Below are 15,959 nucleotides of genomic sequence, written 5' to 3' on the forward strand. Positions count from 1 at the left end.
ACTCGCAGGCTACGCCAGCGCGACGGGGAGCGTCGCGACGCCGTTGACGAAGTTCGACGGCAGCCACGTCACAGGGCCCGTCACCTCGATGCGGGTCACGCTCGCGCGCAGCTCCACCAGCAGGGCCTCGATCTCGGCGCGGGCGAGCTGGGCGCCCAGGCAGAAGTGCGGGCCGTGGCCGAAGGTCAGGTGCCTGTTCGGCCGCCTGCCCACGTCGAAGCGGTCGGGGTCGTCGAAGACCGTCTCGTCGCGGTTGGCCGACACCGTCCACAGCGCCACCACCTCGCCCGCCTCGATGCGCCGCCCGCCCAGCTCGGCCGCGCGGGTCGCGACCCGGCCGACGTGGGCGGCCGGCGTCGTCCAGCGCAGGATCTCCTCGGTGGCCGTCCCGACCAGGCCGGGGTCCGCGCGCAGGCGCGCCCATTCCGCCTCGTACGTGGCCAGCGCCAGCAGCCCCCCGGCCAGCGCCAGCCGGGCGGTCTCGTCGCCGCCGATGATCAGGTTGTAGCAGTTGAGCAGCACCTCCTCCTCCGTGAGGTCGGCGGAGACGAGCAGGCTGATCACGTCGGTGCCCGGGGCTGACCTGCGTTCGGCGGCCAGGCGGGTGTAGTAGAGGAGGATCTCGCTCTGCGCGATCCTGGCGGCCACGCCGGTGCCCTCCTCGCCGAGCATGGCCTGCGCGGTCAGCTCCAGGACGCGCTGCCGGTCCCGTTCCGGCACCCCGAGCAGCTCGCAGATGGCGCGCAGCGGCACCTGCGCGGCCACCTCCTGGACGAAGTCGCCGCCGCCCTCCCTGAGCAGGGCCTTGAGCAGGCCCCTGGTGGCCTCGATGATCGAGTGGGTGACGGGGCCGAGCGTGCGGGGGCCGAAGCCCGGGGTGAGCACGCGGCGCAGGACGGCGTGCCGGGGGCCGTCGGTGACCACGATCATCCTGCCCGCGCCCGGATCGTGGCCGCGCAGGAGGGTGCGCAGCATGTTGCCCCGCAGCGAGGTGTAGGTGTCCGGGTCGCGGACGACGCGAAGGACGTCGGCGTGACGGGTGACGCTCCAGAACGTGTCGTGCCTGCGTACCGGGTCGGTGGCGCGCAGCCGCCGCCAGAGCGGGGTGAGGTCGTGGGAGGCGTGCAGGTGGGGGTCGAGGAGGTCCAGGTCGTCCAGGGTGCCGGGGGGTGGCTGGGGTCTCATGGTTCCAGCTCGTCGAGGAGGTCGGCGAGCAGGTCCTCCTCCTCGCCGTGCACGGCCCGGGAGATCAGCTCGCGCAGGGGGTGTTCGGTGAGGAAGAGGTCGATGGGGACGTCCAGGGCGAAGCGGTCACGCAGCTCGCTGACCAGGAAGACGGCGGTCAGGGAGTCGCCGCCTGCCGCGAAGTAGGTGCGGTCGAGGTCCTGCTCGCCGGTCAGGGCCAGGGTGGTGCGGAAGAGCGCGGTCACGGCCGTCTCCGTGTCGGGCTGTCGAGCTGGGGGTTGGTGGGATGTCGGGGGAGGGGTGAGGGTGAGGGCGCCGTGGTGGTGTCCGGCGAAGGGATAGGTGGGCAGGTGGGTGCGGTGGCCGCCCGTCTCGGGCCAGGTCACCTCGTGTCCGGCTGCCCATGCTGCTCCGATGGCGGTGGTACGGCTCGCGGCCTGCGCTGTGCTCGTGCTCCGGTGGTCGTCCCGGCTCGCGTCGAGGCCGGTGGCGAGGGACTCCAGGGCGGTGGCCGCCTGCTCGCGGGTCGTGGCGGTCACGTAGGCGCGGGCCTCCAGGGCCGCGCGGCCGTGGGCCAGGGTGTGGGCGACGTCGGCCAGCCGGGGCGCGTCCGGCTCGCGCAGCGCGGCGGCCAGGCGGCGGGCGGCGGTGGCGAGCTGCGCGCCGGTCCACGCCGACAAGGGCAGCACCACACCCGCACCTTCGGCACCTTCAGCAGTGTCAGCGGCGGCCGGGCCAGAGGGCGGCTCCTCCAGGACGACGTGGACGTTCGTGCCGCCGATCCCCAGCGACGACACCCCAGCCAGGCGCGGCCCGTAAGCCGGACGCTCCCACTCCTCGACCCGGGTGAGCAGACGGAACGGCGTGTCGTCGAGGGCCAGGTCCGGGTGCGGGCGGGTCACGTTCACGGTGGGCACCATCGTCCGGTGCCGCAACATCAGCGCCGCCTTGATCAGCCCTGCCACGCCCGCAGCCGCGTTCAGATGCCCGACGTTGGACTTCACCGACCCGAGCGCACACCGCCTGGCCCCTCTGAACGCCGCCGCGGCGGCGGCCACCTCGATGCGGTCGCCGAGGTCCGTGCCCGTCCCGTGCGCCTCCAGGAACTGCGCGTCCGCCGGGTCCAGCCCCGCCGCCGCCCAGGCCTCCACGATGGTCGAGGTCTGCCCGTCCACCCCGGGCGCCGTGAACCCCACCCGCCCGGCCCCGTCGTTGCCCGCCGCCGTGCCGCGGATGACGGCGTAGACCGGGTCGCCGTCCGCCACGGCGTCCTCCAGCAGCCTGAGCACCACCAGCCCGACCCCGTCCCCGCCGACCGTGCCCGCCGCCTTCTCGTCGAAGGGGCGGCACCGGCCGTCGGGGGAGGAGATGCCGCCGGGCTCGTACAGGTAGCCGCGCGGATACGGCGAGTCGATCGACACGCCGCCCGCCAGTGCCAGGTCGCACTCCCCGTTGAGCAGCGCCTGCACGGCCACGTGCACCGTCGCCAGGGACGTCGAGCAGCCCGTCTGCACGGTCAGGCTCGGCCCGGTCAGGCCCAGCCGGTACGACAGCCAGCCCGCCATGAACTCCCGATCGGTGAACACCCGCGCCCGCATCGCCCCCAGCCGGGCCCGCAACCGCCCGTCCACCTGGGCCGCGACCGCGTGCTCGCTCGGCCCGCCGCCCACGTACACGCCGGTCCGCAGACGGGTGCGGCGCGGGTCGTGGCCGGCGTCCTCCAGCGCCGACCAGGCCGTCTCCAGGAGCTGCCGGTGCTGCGGGTCCAGCGCCGCCGCCTCCGTGGCGTTGAACCCGAACAGCTCGTGCTCGAACCGGTCCGCGTCCGCCAGGAAGCCCTTCGACGCCACATAGCCGGGGCTGCGCAGCTCGGCGGCGTCCACCCCGGCCGACAGCAGCTCCTCCTCGGTGAAGTCCGCGATCGAGCAGGCGCCGTCGAGGAGGTTGCGCCAGAACTCGCCCAGGTCGCGGGCCCCCGGGAAGCGGCCGCTCATGCCCACGATCGCCACCGCCGGTACGTCGCTCATCACATCTCGCCTCTCTGCGCGTTCCTGCGAGCGGCCAGCCGTTCGCGTCTGCTCCGCCCCCGTTGCTCCGGCTCGTCACCCGCTCCCGGGCCCGTCCCATCCAGGAAGGCGGCCAGGGTGGCGACCGTGGGATGCCGGAACAGGTCCACCAGCTTGATCCCGCCGTCCCGTCCGCCGGCCCGTCCATCGGCCCGTCCATCGGCCTGGCCGTTCGCTCGGCCGCCGTTTCGGCCGTCCTCGCGCAGCGCCGCCAGTACGGCCAGCAGGCGGATCGAGTTGCCGCCCAGGTCGAAGAAGTTGTCGTGCAGGCCCACCTGGGTCAGGTCGAGCGCCGCCGCCCACACGCCGGCGATCCGCCGCTCGGTGGGGGTGCCCGGGGGCACGTACGGGCTGTCCAGGTCCGGCCGGGTGAGCGGCGGCTCCGGCAGCCGCTGCCTGTCCACCTTGCCGGACTTGCTGACGGGCAGCTCCGGCACGAACACGACCGCGTCGGGCACCATGTAACCGGGCAACCGCGCCCCCAGCCAGGAGCGCACCTCCACCACGGTCAGCGGCCCCCCACGACGCCCTCCACCCGGCCCCGCGTCCGGCCCCACGCCCGATCCCGCGTCAGGCGCCGCATCGGGCTCTGTGCCGAGTCCTGCCGTGGGCACCACGTAGACGGCCAGGCGGTCCCCGCGCACGGCCGCCGCCGCCATCGCCACACCCGGATGCGCGGCCAGCACGGTCTCGATCTCGCCCAGCTCCACCCGGAAGCCCCGCAGCTTGACCTGAGTGTCCACCCGGCCCAGATACGACAGCACCCCGTCGGCGTCGTAACGGCCCAGATCCCCGGTCCGGTACATGCGCTCGCCCGGCGGCCCGAACGGGTCGGCCACGAACCGCTCGGCGGTCAGGGCGGGCCGGTTGGCGTACCCGCGCGCCAGGTTCGCCCCCGCGAGGTAGATCTCGCCCGTCACGCCGACCGGCACCGGACGCAGCCGCCCGTCCAGCACGTACGCCCGGGTGTTGGCCACCGGACGCCCGATCACCACGGGCCGCCCGGGCACGAGGTCGGCCGTGGTGGCGTAGACGGTGTTCTCGCTCGGCCCGTACGCGTCCACCACCCGCCGCCGCGCCGTCGCCCAGCGCGCCACCAGCTCCGGCGGGCACGCCTCACCACCGATGGCCAGCGTACGAAGCTCCGGCAGCCCCTCCTCCTGAGCGTCGCGCCAGCCGTCCGGCGGGTACGGCAGCGACATGGCGGCCGACGGCGGCAGGAAGGCGTAGGTGATGCGGGAGTCGCGCAGCCGGGCGTACAGATCCTCACCGAGCCGCTCGCACTCGGCCGCCACATGCAGCTCCGCCCCCGCCACGAACGTGAAGAACAGATCGGACACCGCCACGTCGAACCCGAACGACACGTACTGCAGCACCCGATCCTCACTGGTGACGGGGAACTGCGGGCGGACGGCGGTGGCGAGGTTCAGCAGCGCGCGGTGCTCGACCGCGACGCCCTTGGGCCTGCCCGTGGAGCCGGACGTGTACAGGATGTACGCCGTGTCGCGCAGGGTGGGGCGGGCGTCCGTGGCGGGGCCGATGGACGGGATCGCCCCGCCGTCGACCGTGGTCACCGGCACCCCGAAAGCCCCCGGCCCGTTGCCGGCGGTGTCCGCAGGCGCGCCGGGACCCTCGGGCCCGTCGGTGATCAGCAACCGCACCCCGGCGTCCTCGATCATGAACCGCAGCCTCGCCTCCGGATGCCCGGGGTCGAGCGGCACGTACGCGCCCCCCGCCCGCAGCACCCCCAGCGCGGCCACCGCCATCCCGGCCCCCCGGCTCAGGCAGAGCCCCACCGGCACCTCAGGCCCCACCCCCGCCGCCCGCAGCCCGGCGGCCAGCCCGTCGGCGCGTTCCAGCAGCTCCCGGTAGGTGAGCCTGACGGAGCCGCAGACCAGCGCCGTCGCGTCGGGCCGCTCGGCGGCGCGCTCGGCCACCAGGTCCGGGACGAGCCCGGCCGGGACGGGGGCGGCGGCGCGGTTCCATTCGTGCAGCACCCGGTGGCGCTCACCGGCCGCCAGCAGGTCGTGGGCGGTCACGGGCAGATCGGGGCGGTCGAGCAGGCCGTCCAGGAGGGTCTCGAAGGCGTGCGCCCAGTGGCGTACGGTCTCCCGCTCGAACAGGTCCGCCCGGTGCACGAAGTGGGCGGCCAGCCCGTCGCCGTCCCGCTGCACGTTCAGCAGCAGGTCGAACTTGGCGTCGTCGAGCAGCAGCTCCACCCGCTCCGTGACGCAACCCCGCAGATCGAGCGCGAGCCGGGTGTCGTCGTCGTAGGCCAGCATGACCTGTACGAGAGGGTCGTGGCTGAGCTCCCTGCCGGGGGCCAGCGCCTCCACCACCGCCTCGAACGGGGCCTCCTGGTGGGGATGGGCGGCCAGGAGGCGGTCGCGTACGCGCGTCACGAGGTCCAGGAACGACGGCTCGCCCGCCACCTCGGCCCGTAACGCCAGCGTGTTGGCGAGCAGGCCGATCAGGCCCTGGAGGCCGGGGTGGTCGCGGCCCGCGACCGGCACCCCCACGACGAAGTCCCGCTGTCCCGTGATCCTGGACAGGAACGCGGCGAACGCGGCGAACATGGCGGTGAACGGGGTCGCGTTCCGCTCGGCGGCCACCTTGGCCAGGCGTTCCCTGAGGTCCGGGGGGAGGTTCAGCCGGTGCACGCCGCCCGCCGTGGACTGCACGGCCGGGCGGGGGTGGTCGGTGGGGAGCGCGAGCGTCCCGGGGGCGTCCGCCAGCGAGTCCGCCCAGTACGCGACCGCCGCGTCCAGGGCGTGCGCGTCGAGACGCTCCCGCTGCCAGGCGGCGTAGTCGGCGTACTGGACAGGGGGCGGCTCCGGCATGCCGGTGCCCTGGTCCGGTGCGGTGGCGGAGGAGACCGGTGCGGTGACGGAGGAGGCCGGGGCGGTGGTGCCGGGGTGGTAGGCGTCGGCGAGCTCCTGGAGGAGGAGCCGCAGTGACCAGCCGTCGCACACCAGGTGGTGCGCCGTCAGCAGCACGAGGTGGCTGCCGTCGTCCAGCACGTACACGACGCACCGCAGCAGCGGCCCCACCTCCACGTCGAACGGCACCGCCGCCTCCGCCCGCAACACCTCGTGCACCCCGGCCGCCGGCACCTCCAGCACCCGCAGCGCCGCCTCCGCCTCCTCGGCCACCACCTGCACGTACGCCCCGTCACCCGGCCGGAACACCGTCCGCAGCGACTCGTGCCGCGCCACCACCACGTCCAGGGCGGCGCGGAAGGCCGCGACGTCGAACGGCCCGCGCACGGCGAAGGCCACGGGCACGTTGTACTGGGCGGTGCCCGGGTTGAGCTGGTCCAGCACCAGCATCCTGGCCTGCGCGGGCGACACGGGGAACTCGTACTCGACCGGCGCCATCACACACTCCTGAGGATCGGTTCGAGGACTTCCGCGACCGCGGCGGCCGGGCCCGGCCTGAGCAGGTCGCTGTGGCCGCAGCCGACGTCGTGCACCCGCACGCGGGCCGGCGCCCACCGCGCCGCCTTGGCCGCCGAGGAGAGCCCGCCTGGCTGCGCCGTCGCCGAGAACAGCAGCACCGTCCCGTCGAACGGCGACGGCCGGTAGGTGACCGCCAGCCGCAGATGCCCGGCCACGGCGTCCGCCACGGCCGACAGCCGCTCGTCGTCCAGCCCGGACAGCGGGCCCTCGCTCTCCCGCACGGCGGCGAACACCCGCGCCCGCTCCAGCGCCCCCGGCTGCGCGTACGGGTGCAGGGTGCGCGTGCGCAGCAGGATGGTCAGCGCCTCCTGCTCGACCTCCGCCGGGTCGGCCCGGGTGCCCGGCGGCCACGGCACCGCGTCCAGCGAGGCGAGCAGCCCGACCTCCTGCCCGTCCGCGCGCAGGCAGGCCGCCATCTCGTACGCCAGCAGCCCGCCGAACGAGTGCCCCAGCAGCAGGTACGGCCCCTCGGGACGGACGGCCCGCACCCGCGCCAGGTAGTCCTCGGCCATCCGCCGCATGCTGTCCGGCGTTCCGTGGCCGGGGTCCTGGAGCACCGGCGACTGCAGGGCGTGCACCGGCCGTCCCGGCGCGAGGTGCGGCAGCAGCGCGGTGTACGACCAGCCGATGCCCCGCCCCGGATGCACGCAGAACAGCGGCACCCCGTCCCCCTCGGCACGCAACGTCAGCAGCGGCGACAGGTCCAGCTCCGGCGCGGCCCTGTCGAGGCGGACCGCGAGCGCGGCCGGGGTGGGCGCCTCGAACAGGGCGGCGATCGAGGTCCGCAGCCCGAGCCTGGCCTCGACGGCGGCCGTCAGGCGCATGGCGAGCAGCGAGTCGCCGCCGGAGTCGAAGAAGTCCGTGTCCACGCCCACCGCCCCGGCGGCACGTCCGGGGGTGGCGCCGCTCAGCACCTCGGCGAACAGCTCGCACAGCTCCTTCTCACGCGGCGTGCGCGGCTCGGCGGGCGGGCGGTGGCCTGCCGGTGGGGCGGGGGTGGGGAGCGCGGTGCGGTCCACCTTGCCGTGCGGGTTCAGGGGGAGGTGGTCGAGGAGGACGTACTGGGCGGGGAGCAGGTGTCTCGGCAGGCGGGCGGCGAGGTGCTCCCGCACCCGTGCCGGCGTCCCGCCGTCACGCAGCACGACGTACGCGACCAACCGCCGCCCCGACGACGCCGCCTGCCCATCGACGGAACCGGCCACGGCGCTGACCACGGCGCTGACCACGGCGCTGACCACGGCGCGGTCCACGTCCGGGCAGGACTCCAGGGCGCTTTCGACCTCACCCGGCTCGATGCGATACCCGCGGATCTTCACCTGCCCGTCCGCTCGCCCAGCGAACTCCAGCTCCCCACCGAACGTCCACCGCGCCAGATCCCCGGTCCGGTACATCCGCTCACCCACCGCGAACGGATCCGCCACGAACCGCTCCGCCGTCAGCCCCGGCCGGCCCAGGTAACCGCGGGCCAGCCCGGCACCGGCCAGGTACAGCTCTCCGACGGTGCCGATCGGGGCGGGGCGCAGGCGGGCGTCCAGGACGTACCCGCGCGTGCCGTCCAGCGGGCGGCCGATCGGGACGGGCCCGGTCCCGGGTTCGGGGCCGGCCTCGTGGCTGGTGGCGAACGTCGTCGTCTCCGTGGGCCCGTACCCGTTGACGATCCGCGCCCCGCGCCGCGCCAGCCGCCGCACCGCCTCCGGAGCCAGCACGTCGCCGCCCGCCCAGATCTCGGGGACGCGGGCGAGCACGTCCGGCGTCAGGTCGGCCAGCGTGCGGAACAACTCGGCCGTCAGCCACACCGCGCTGAGCCGGGAGCGGTCGATGGTGTCCGGGTGGAGGGGGCCGGGCGGGGCTACGACGACGGTGCCGCCGTTGAGGAGGGGCACCCACAGCTCGTACGTGGCCGCGTCGAAGGTGTGCGGGCTGTGCAGGAGCACCCGGTGGTGGGCGGTGAAGCGGTGGTCGGTGGCCAGGTCGAGGATGTTCGCGTGAGTGACGACGACGCCCTTGGGGGTGCCTGTGGAGCCGGAGGTGTACATGACGTAGGCGGCGGCGTGCGGGGGCACGGAGCGCTCGTCCAGCTTCGTCGGCACCACCGGCGTGCCGTTCCCGTCCAGCTTCGCCGGCACCACCGGTGGGCCGTTCTCGTCCAGCTTCGTCAGCACCACCTGCGCGCCGCTGTCCTCCAGCAGCCACGCCAGCCGAGCCTGCGGCTGTCCCGGGTCCAGCGGCACATAGCACCCGCCCGCCTTGAGCACCGCGAGCTGCGCCACCACCAGCTCGGGGGAGCGCTCCATGAGCAGCGCGACCGGTGTCTCCGGGGCCAGGTCCAGCCGCGCCGCCACCCGGTCGGAGCGGGCGTCCAGCTCGGCGTAGGTGAGCGTGTGCCCACCGTGCTCCACCGCCACGGCGCCGGGCACCCGCGCCACCTGCGCCGCGAACCGCTCCACCACCGACCCACCGGCCGCCACCGACCCACCGCCCGCGCCGCCCCACCTCTCCAACAGCCGGTACTCCTCGGGCGGCAGAACATCGCCCGAGTCCACCTCCTCCACCTCCAACGCCCGCACGAACCGCGCCACAACGGCCTCAGCCTCGACCCGGCTCACCACATCAGGCCGATACCCCAGCCGCACCCACAACCGCTCCCCCGCCACCACCGTCACCGTGACCGGGTAATGCGTCGCGTCATGCACCCCGGTCAGCCGCAAACCTTGACCGGATTCGAGCCCCTCGCGGGGATAGTTCTCAAAGGCGAGCAGCGTGTCGAACAGCTCGCCGGTCCCGCGCTGCACGTCCGCCAGCCGTACATGATGGAACGGGGTGAGCCGCACCTGCTCGTCCTGCAACCGCCGCAGCAGGCCGGGCGCGCCGAGCCGCACACGTACGGGCAGGGCGTTGATGAACAGCCCCACCATCGACTCCACGCCCGCCACCTCAGGCGGCCGTCCCGACACCACCGCGCCGAACACCACGTCCGCGCGCCCGGTCATCCGCGCCAGCACCAGCCCCCACGCCGCCTGCACCAGCGTGTTGACGGTCACCCCCGCCGCGCGGGCCCGCCGCCGCACGGCCTCGCCCAGCTCGGGCGGCAGCTCGCGCTCCACCGCCTCCTGCCGGGGGCTGGCCGCGCCGGCTCCCGGCCGCAGCAGCGTGGGCCCCGGCAGCCCGGCGAGCGCCTCGCGCCACGCGCGCAGCGCCTGCTCGCCGTCCTGGGCGCGCAGCCACGCCAGGTAGTCGCGGAACGGGGGCGCGGGCGGCAGCGGGGGGCCGCCCGCGTACAGGGCGGCCAGCTCGCGGGCCAGGATCGGCATCGACCAGCCGTCCACGAGCAGGTGGTGCATGGTCAGCACCAGCTCGCGCCGCCGCACCAGCGTGGCGCGCACCAGCGGCGGACGCGTCACGTCGAACGGGCGCAGCAGGTCCGCCTCCAGCATTCGCTCCAGGTCGGCCTCCGTCGGCGGCTCCACCTCCGTCCACGGCAGGCGGACGCGGTGCGGGACGAGCTGCACCGGGTGAGCGAGGCCCTTGTGGCGGAAGCAGGCGCGCAGGTTCGGGTGGCGTTCGAGCAGGGACTCCAGCGCCGCGCGCAGCCGTGCCGGGTCGGCCTGCCCGCCGAGGGTGAACCTGGCCTGGATCACGTACGCGTCGCCGCCGCCGTACAGGGCGTGGAAGAGCAGGCCCTCCTGGGCGGGGGAGAGCGGCAGCACGTCCGCCAGCCGGCCGCTCACCACTCGGCGTCCAGGTCCGCTTCGAGGGCGTCGAGCTGCGCCTGGGTCAGCTCGACCAGCGGGAAGTCCGAGCTGGTCGCGCCGCCCTCGTCAGGCCGGGCGGCCAGCTCGGCCAGCGCCGCCTCCCATCGCTCGGCCAGGTCCAGGACGTCGAGGTCCGGGAGGTGGGACCAGCTCGCCGTCAGGCGGGTGCCGTCGGGGCCGGTCAGGGCCACCGCGTCCAGCTCCACCGCGTACGCCAGCGGGGTGTCGGGCATGCCCTCCAGCTCGCCCTCGAACCTGCCCAGGTAGTTGAAGCGCAGGTCGGGCGCGGGCAGCGCGCTCAGCTTGGCTGCCGTGTCCGGGTTGAGGTAGCGCAGGAGGCCGTGACCGAGGCCCGCCCCGGGGATGGCGCGGAGGGTCTCCTTGATGCGTTTGAGCGCCTCCGGCGGGCTGCCCGTGGCGTCGAGGGTGACGGGGTACTGGGCGGTGAACCAGCCGACGGTGCCGGAGATGTCGAGGTCGTCCGTGAACGGCTCGCGGCCGTGTCCCTCGACCTCGGCCAGCACGCTCGTCCCGCCGCGCCACCGGGTCACGGCGATGGCCAGCGCCGTGAGCAGCACCTCGTTCGGGCCGCAGCGGTAGGCGGCGGGCAGGTGGGTGATGGCCTGCTCGGTGAGGCCGGGCGGGAGCGTCCTGGTGAGGACGGCGCGCCGCCCGTGGCCGCCGCGCCCTGTGGGCGGCCGCCGGTCGGGGCTCAGGAGGGGCTCGCCGGCCGACATGCGCTCCCACAGCGGCAGCTCGGCCGCCACCCGCTCGGGCCGCTGCGCCTCGGCGGCCAGGAGGAGGGACCACCGGGCGAACGACGTGCCCTGGGGTGGGGTGTGGTCCTCTCCGTTGAGCAGGGCGGCCAGTTCCGGGCCGAGCAGGCGCCAGGAGACGGCGTCCACGGCCAGGTGGTGGGCGGTGAGCAGGAGCCGGTCGGGGGCGGTCCAGGTGGCGGCGAGCATGACGCCGCGCCCGGGATCGGGACGGGCTGCGGATGCGGTGGGGGCCGCGTCGTTCCAGGCGCGGACGAACGGGACCTCGTCCTTCCAGGCGCGGACGAACGGGACCTCCGCCGCCTCCTCCGGGGCCGGCACCTCCAGCTCCCAATCGTCCTCGGCGTGCCGCAGCAGGCGCATCCGCAGGGCGGCGTGCCGGGCCGTCAGCGTGCGCAGGGCCGCCCGAAGGCGTTCCTCGCCGCACCCCTCGGGGACGGGCACCACCAGGGACTGGGTGAAGGTGTCCAGCGGGCCGCCGTGCTCGCGCCACCAGTGCATGATCGGCGTGAGCGGGAACCGGCCGGTGGGCACGTCGGCGACGGCACGCGCGGCGACGCGCGCCAGGGCGGCCAGCGCGGCCGGGGTCCTGGCGACGAACACCTCGCGCGGCGTCAGCCCGAGCCCTCGCTCCCGCGCCCGGCTGACGAGCTGGATGGCCGTCACGCTGTCGCCGCCCAGCCGGAAGAAGTCGTCCTCGGCGCCCACCCGGGGCAGATCGAGGAGCTCGGCGAAGAGCGCGCAGAGGGCGGCCTCGCGGTCGGTGACCGGCTCGCGCGACGCCTCCGCTGGTGCGTCCGGCTCGGGCAGCGCGGCCCTGTCCAGCTTGCCCCGGGACGTGAGCGGCAGCGCCTCCAGCACCACGAACTCGCTCGGCACCATGTGCACGGGCAACCTGGCCACCGCATGCGCGAGCACGCCGGCGGTGTCGACCGGGGCCGCCGCACGGGGCACGAGGTAGGCGATGAGGCGGTCGCCGTGCCGGGCCACCGCCGCCCGCGCGACCGCGGCGTGCGTCGCGAGCACCGCCTCGATCTCGGCCGGTTCGATCCGGTGGCCGCGCACCTTCACCTGGTCGTCCGCCCGGCCGAGGAACTGGAGCTGCCCGTCCGGCCGCCGGTGGACGAGGTCCCCCGTGCGGTACATGCGCTCGCCCGGACCCCCGTACGGGTCGGCGACGAACCGCTCGGCGGTGAGACCGGGCCGGCCGAGGTAGCCGCGCGCCACCCCCACGCCCCCCACGTACAGCTCCCCGGGCACCCCCACGGGCAGCGGGCGCAGGCGGGTGTCCAGGACGTACAGGCGGGTGCCGGTGAGCGGGCGGCCGATCGGCGGGAGAGTGCCGTCCGGGGTGAGCGGGTCGCTGACGCTGGAGCCGACCGTGGTCTCGGTGGGCCCGTAGGCGTTCCAGAAGCCCCTGTCCGCCCACCGCGCCACCAGCTCGGGCGGGCACACGTCGGCCCCGGCGCAGACGCCGCGCAGGTCGGGGTAGTCGCCGGGCGGCACGGTGGCCAGCACAGCGGGCGGGATCAGCCCGAACGTGACCCGCCGCTCCCGCAGCACCCGCCCCAGCTCGTCACCCACCAGGGGGCCGGCCGGCGGCACGACGAGCGTGCCGCCGCTGCCGAACGCCAGGCACAGCTCGCCCACCGAGATGTCGAACGTCGGCGCCCCGAGCTGCAGGACCCGGCTGTCCGCGTCGAGCCCGAACGTCGTCACCAGGGAGTGCGCCAGACAGGCGACGCCCGCGTGGCTGACCACCACCCCCTTGGGACGCCCGCTGGAGCCGGAGGTGTAGATCACCCACGCCGCGCCGCGCACGTCGATGTCCGGAAATTTCACATCATTGGTGGAGGTGGCGTCGGGAGAGAGCCGCTCCACGTCGAGCCCGGGCAGCACCTCCGGCCCGGCGATGAGCAGGTGAGCGCCGGCGTCCCCGACCAGCCACGCCACCCGCGATGCCGGATCGTCCGGATCGACCGGCAGGTACGCCCCACCGGCCCGCTGCACCGCCAGGATCGCCACCACCATGGCCATCGACCGCCCCAGCCCCAGCGCCACCACCCGCTCGGGCCCCACTCCGCGCTCCACCAGCGCCCCGGCCAGCCGGTCGGCCCGCTCCAGCAACTCCCCGTACGTGAGCCGCCCGTCCTCCGACTCGACGGCCACGGCGCCGGGCGAGCGCTCGGCCTGCCGCGCCACCAGCCCGTACAGCGTGGTCGCGGGCACCTCGGGGACGGAGCCGGACGGCGGCTCCTCGGGCAGCAGCGCGGCCAGGGACACGGGCGCGTCCGGCTCGGCGACCAGCGCGCCGAGCAACGTCGTGAAGCTCTCGGCCCACGCCCGTACGACGCCGGGCGCGTACACGTCCGTACGGAACTCCAGGCTCGCCTCGAACCCGTCGTCCCCGTCACGCACGATCCCGATCAGGTCGTGCTCCCCGCCGGTGTGCACCCGCTCGGGATCGGCGATCTCCCGCAGCCTGGCCACGCTCGCCTGGCGCGGCAGATGCATGAACACCCACTGGAACAGCGGCGAGCGCCCCGCCACCCGCTCCGGGTCCAGCGCCCGCACGATCCGGCCCACGGGCACGTCGGCGTGCGCGAGCACCTGCGGGAACTCGGCGGTGAAGCGCGCCAGCAGCTCCGCGAACGTGGTGCGGTCGCCGAAGCGCCAGCGGACCGGGACGGAGTTCATCACGTAGCCGATGACGCGGTCCAGGCCCTTGGCGGACCTGTTGGCGACGGGCGTGCCGGTGATCAGGTCGGGCGCGCCGCTCAGCCGGTGCGCGAAGACCGCGAACGCCGTCATCAGCACCCCGTACACGGTGGCGCCGCGTTCTCTGGCCAGCGCCCGCACGGCGGCCTCGACGGGGGCGCCGATCCGGAAGGTCACCTGCTCGACCCCGAAGCCGCCCGCCGTCGCCGAGGTCCCGCCCGGGCCTGCCGTGAGAGGGCGGGGCAGGTCGGCCAGGTAGCCGCGCCACCAGCCGAGCTGGGCGTCGAACACCCCGGCCGCCTCCAGCTCCCGCTGCCAGGAGGCGAAGTCGGCGTACTGGATCGCGGGCCGGCGCAGGCGCGGCGGGAGGCCGTCGCGCACCGTGCGGTAGGCCTCGGTCAGCTCGCCGTGCAGCACGTCGAACGACCACCAGTCCGTCGCGATGTGGTGCAGCGCCAGGACCAGGGTGGCCCGCGTGTCGTCCACGGTGATGAACTGGCCCCTGATCAGCGGCCCGCCGTCCAGCTCGAACGTGCGGCGGCTGAAGGCGTGCAGCGCCGCGCGCACGCCGACGCCGGTGCCGCGCAGGTCGAGCCGCTCCAGCTTGAACGGCTCCACCGGCGCGGACACCACCCGCAGGGTGTCCACCTCACCCGTGATGCGCATGCGCAGGGTGTCGTGGTGCCCCTGGACGATGGTCAGCGCCGCCTCCAGGTCGGCCGGATCGACCGGGGTGTCGAAGTGGTAGGAGCAGCACAGGTTGAGTGCGGCGGTGTCCGGATACAGCGACTCGTACACCCACAGGTCCTCCTGCGCGGGGCTGAGCCGCACCGGCCGGGCGGGGTCGCGCGGGGGCACGATGTCGGGGATCGCCTCCAGCCGGCCGGCCTCGACCAGGCGGCGCAGCAGCTCCACCCGGCGTTCGGTGCTCAGCGCGGCGAACCGGTCAGCGGTGCTCATGAGTCCTCCCGGCTCAGCTCGGCCAGGCGCGCCAGGCTCGCCAGGACCTCGTCGCGGCCCAGCCCGAAGTCGACGAAGCAGGCCACCTCGTCGCAGCCCAGGTCCGCCAGGTCGGCCAGGGCCTTGCGGCACGTCTCGGGCGAGCCGATGAGGCCGCCCCAGGTCAGGTAGCGCTGGAAGGCGAACTCGGTCAGCGCCGCGAGCTGCTCCTCGCTCAGCGCCGCGGCCCGCGCGCCCTTGTTGACGGCGGTCTGCGCCAGGTACGACCTCAGGTACGCCTTCAGCGGCCCGCCGGCCCGCTCCCTGGCCAGCTCGTCGGTGGCGGCCACGTACGTGTGGGCCATGAGCGTGACCGTGCCCCTGGGCGGGGTGCCGGGCTGGCCGGGGGCGGCGGCGTAGGCGTCGCGGTAGAGGCGGATCTTCCCGGCCAGCTCGTCGCGGGTCTGCCCGATGGTGGCGCCGAGGATGTTCGTCCGCATGCGGCCGGCCGCCTCCCACGTCTGCGGGCTGCCGGAGGTGGTGGTCCACAGCGGCAGGCAGGCGGAGTACGGCCGCGGCTGCGCGGTCACCGCCACCTGGCCGCCGGTGCCGTCGGTGAACTCCACGGCCTCGCCCGCCCACAGCCGCCGCAGCAGCGCCAGGTCGCGGAAGGCGCGCTCCCTGCGGTCCTGGTACGCGCCGGGGGCGAGCACGAAGTCCCTGGAGTGCCAGCCGGTGGCGACCGAGACGCCGATCCGGCCGCGTGACAGGTTGTCCACGACGGCCCAGTCCTCGGCGACCCGCAGCGGGTGGTGCAGGGGGAGCACCAGGCTGCCGGCGCGCAGGTGGATGCGTTCGGTGGCGGTGGCCAGGGCGGCGCTGAGCAGGGCCGGGTTCGGGAAGACCTGGCCGACCTGCTGGAAGTGGCGCTCGGGGGTCCAGACGGCGGTGAAGCCCAGCCGGTCGGCGGCTCGGGTGATGGTCAGGATGTCGTCGTATTTGGTGGCGTGTCCGGTGCTGGCGTCGTCGGCACCGAAGAACATCACGCTGAGGTCCATGGACGTG

Annotated in this window: 6 protein-coding genes; all 6 read right to left on the reverse strand. The window is 75.1% G+C overall.

The features are described from left to right. Positions 1–9: 9 nt before the first annotated feature. Genes LCN96_RS19830 through LCN96_RS19855 form a run of 6 tightly spaced genes read right to left on the reverse strand, consistent with a single transcriptional unit; the run spans position 10 to position 15,952 of the window. Positions 10–1,185 carry a cytochrome P450 gene (locus LCN96_RS19830; RefSeq protein ID WP_225274337.1) on the reverse strand — a complete coding sequence of 392 codons (1,176 nt, stop codon included), beginning with the start codon at positions 1,183–1,185 and terminating at the stop codon, positions 10–12. Next, positions 1,182–3,212, reverse strand: a complete 2,031-nt coding sequence (locus LCN96_RS19835) for a beta-ketoacyl synthase N-terminal-like domain-containing protein (RefSeq protein WP_225274338.1) — start codon at positions 3,210–3,212, stop codon at positions 1,182–1,184. The genes LCN96_RS19830 and LCN96_RS19835 overlap by 4 nt, the downstream gene beginning before the upstream one ends. Next, positions 3,212–6,628 carry a non-ribosomal peptide synthetase gene (locus LCN96_RS19840; RefSeq protein WP_225274339.1) on the reverse strand — a complete coding sequence of 1,139 codons (3,417 nt, stop codon included), beginning with the start codon at positions 6,626–6,628 and terminating at the stop codon, positions 3,212–3,214. Before LCN96_RS19840 ends, LCN96_RS19835 begins: the two co-directional genes overlap by 1 nt. Further along, complete coding sequence (locus LCN96_RS19845; protein WP_225274340.1) at positions 6,628–10,437, reverse strand: amino acid adenylation domain-containing protein; 3,810 nt, start codon at positions 10,435–10,437, stop codon at positions 6,628–6,630. The genes LCN96_RS19840 and LCN96_RS19845 overlap by 1 nt, the downstream gene beginning before the upstream one ends. Then, on the reverse strand, positions 10,434–14,915 hold the full coding sequence (locus tag LCN96_RS19850) for a non-ribosomal peptide synthetase (protein WP_225274341.1): 4,482 nt from the start codon (positions 14,913–14,915) through the stop codon (positions 10,434–10,436). The genes LCN96_RS19845 and LCN96_RS19850 overlap by 4 nt, the downstream gene beginning before the upstream one ends. Then, entirely contained in the window at positions 14,912–15,952 is a 1,041-nt protein-coding gene (locus tag LCN96_RS19855) for a MupA/Atu3671 family FMN-dependent luciferase-like monooxygenase (protein ID WP_225274342.1), read from the reverse strand. Before LCN96_RS19855 ends, LCN96_RS19850 begins: the two co-directional genes overlap by 4 nt. Between the last annotated feature and the right edge of the window lie 7 nt (positions 15,953–15,959).

The organism is Nonomuraea gerenzanensis (assembly GCF_020215645.1).
GTDB classification, from domain to species: domain Bacteria; phylum Actinomycetota; class Actinomycetes; order Streptosporangiales; family Streptosporangiaceae; genus Nonomuraea; species Nonomuraea gerenzanensis.

Excerpts from the sequence above, each read along its gene's own strand:
- LCN96_RS19850 (WP_225274341.1), bottom strand. The coding sequence starts at position 14,915 with ATGAGCACCGCTGACCGGTTCGCCGCGCTGAGCACCGAACGCCGGGTG.
- LCN96_RS19830 (WP_225274337.1), bottom strand. The coding sequence starts at position 1,185 with ATGAGACCCCAGCCACCCCCCGGCACCCTGGACGACCTGGACCTCCTC.
- LCN96_RS19840 (WP_225274339.1), bottom strand. The coding sequence starts at position 6,628 with ATGGCGCCGGTCGAGTACGAGTTCCCCGTGTCGCCCGCGCAGGCCAGG.
- LCN96_RS19835 (WP_225274338.1), bottom strand. The coding sequence starts at position 3,212 with ATGAGCGACGTACCGGCGGTGGCGATCGTGGGCATGAGCGGCCGCTTC.
- LCN96_RS19855 (WP_225274342.1), bottom strand. The coding sequence starts at position 15,952 with ATGGACCTCAGCGTGATGTTCTTCGGTGCCGACGACGCCAGCACCGGA.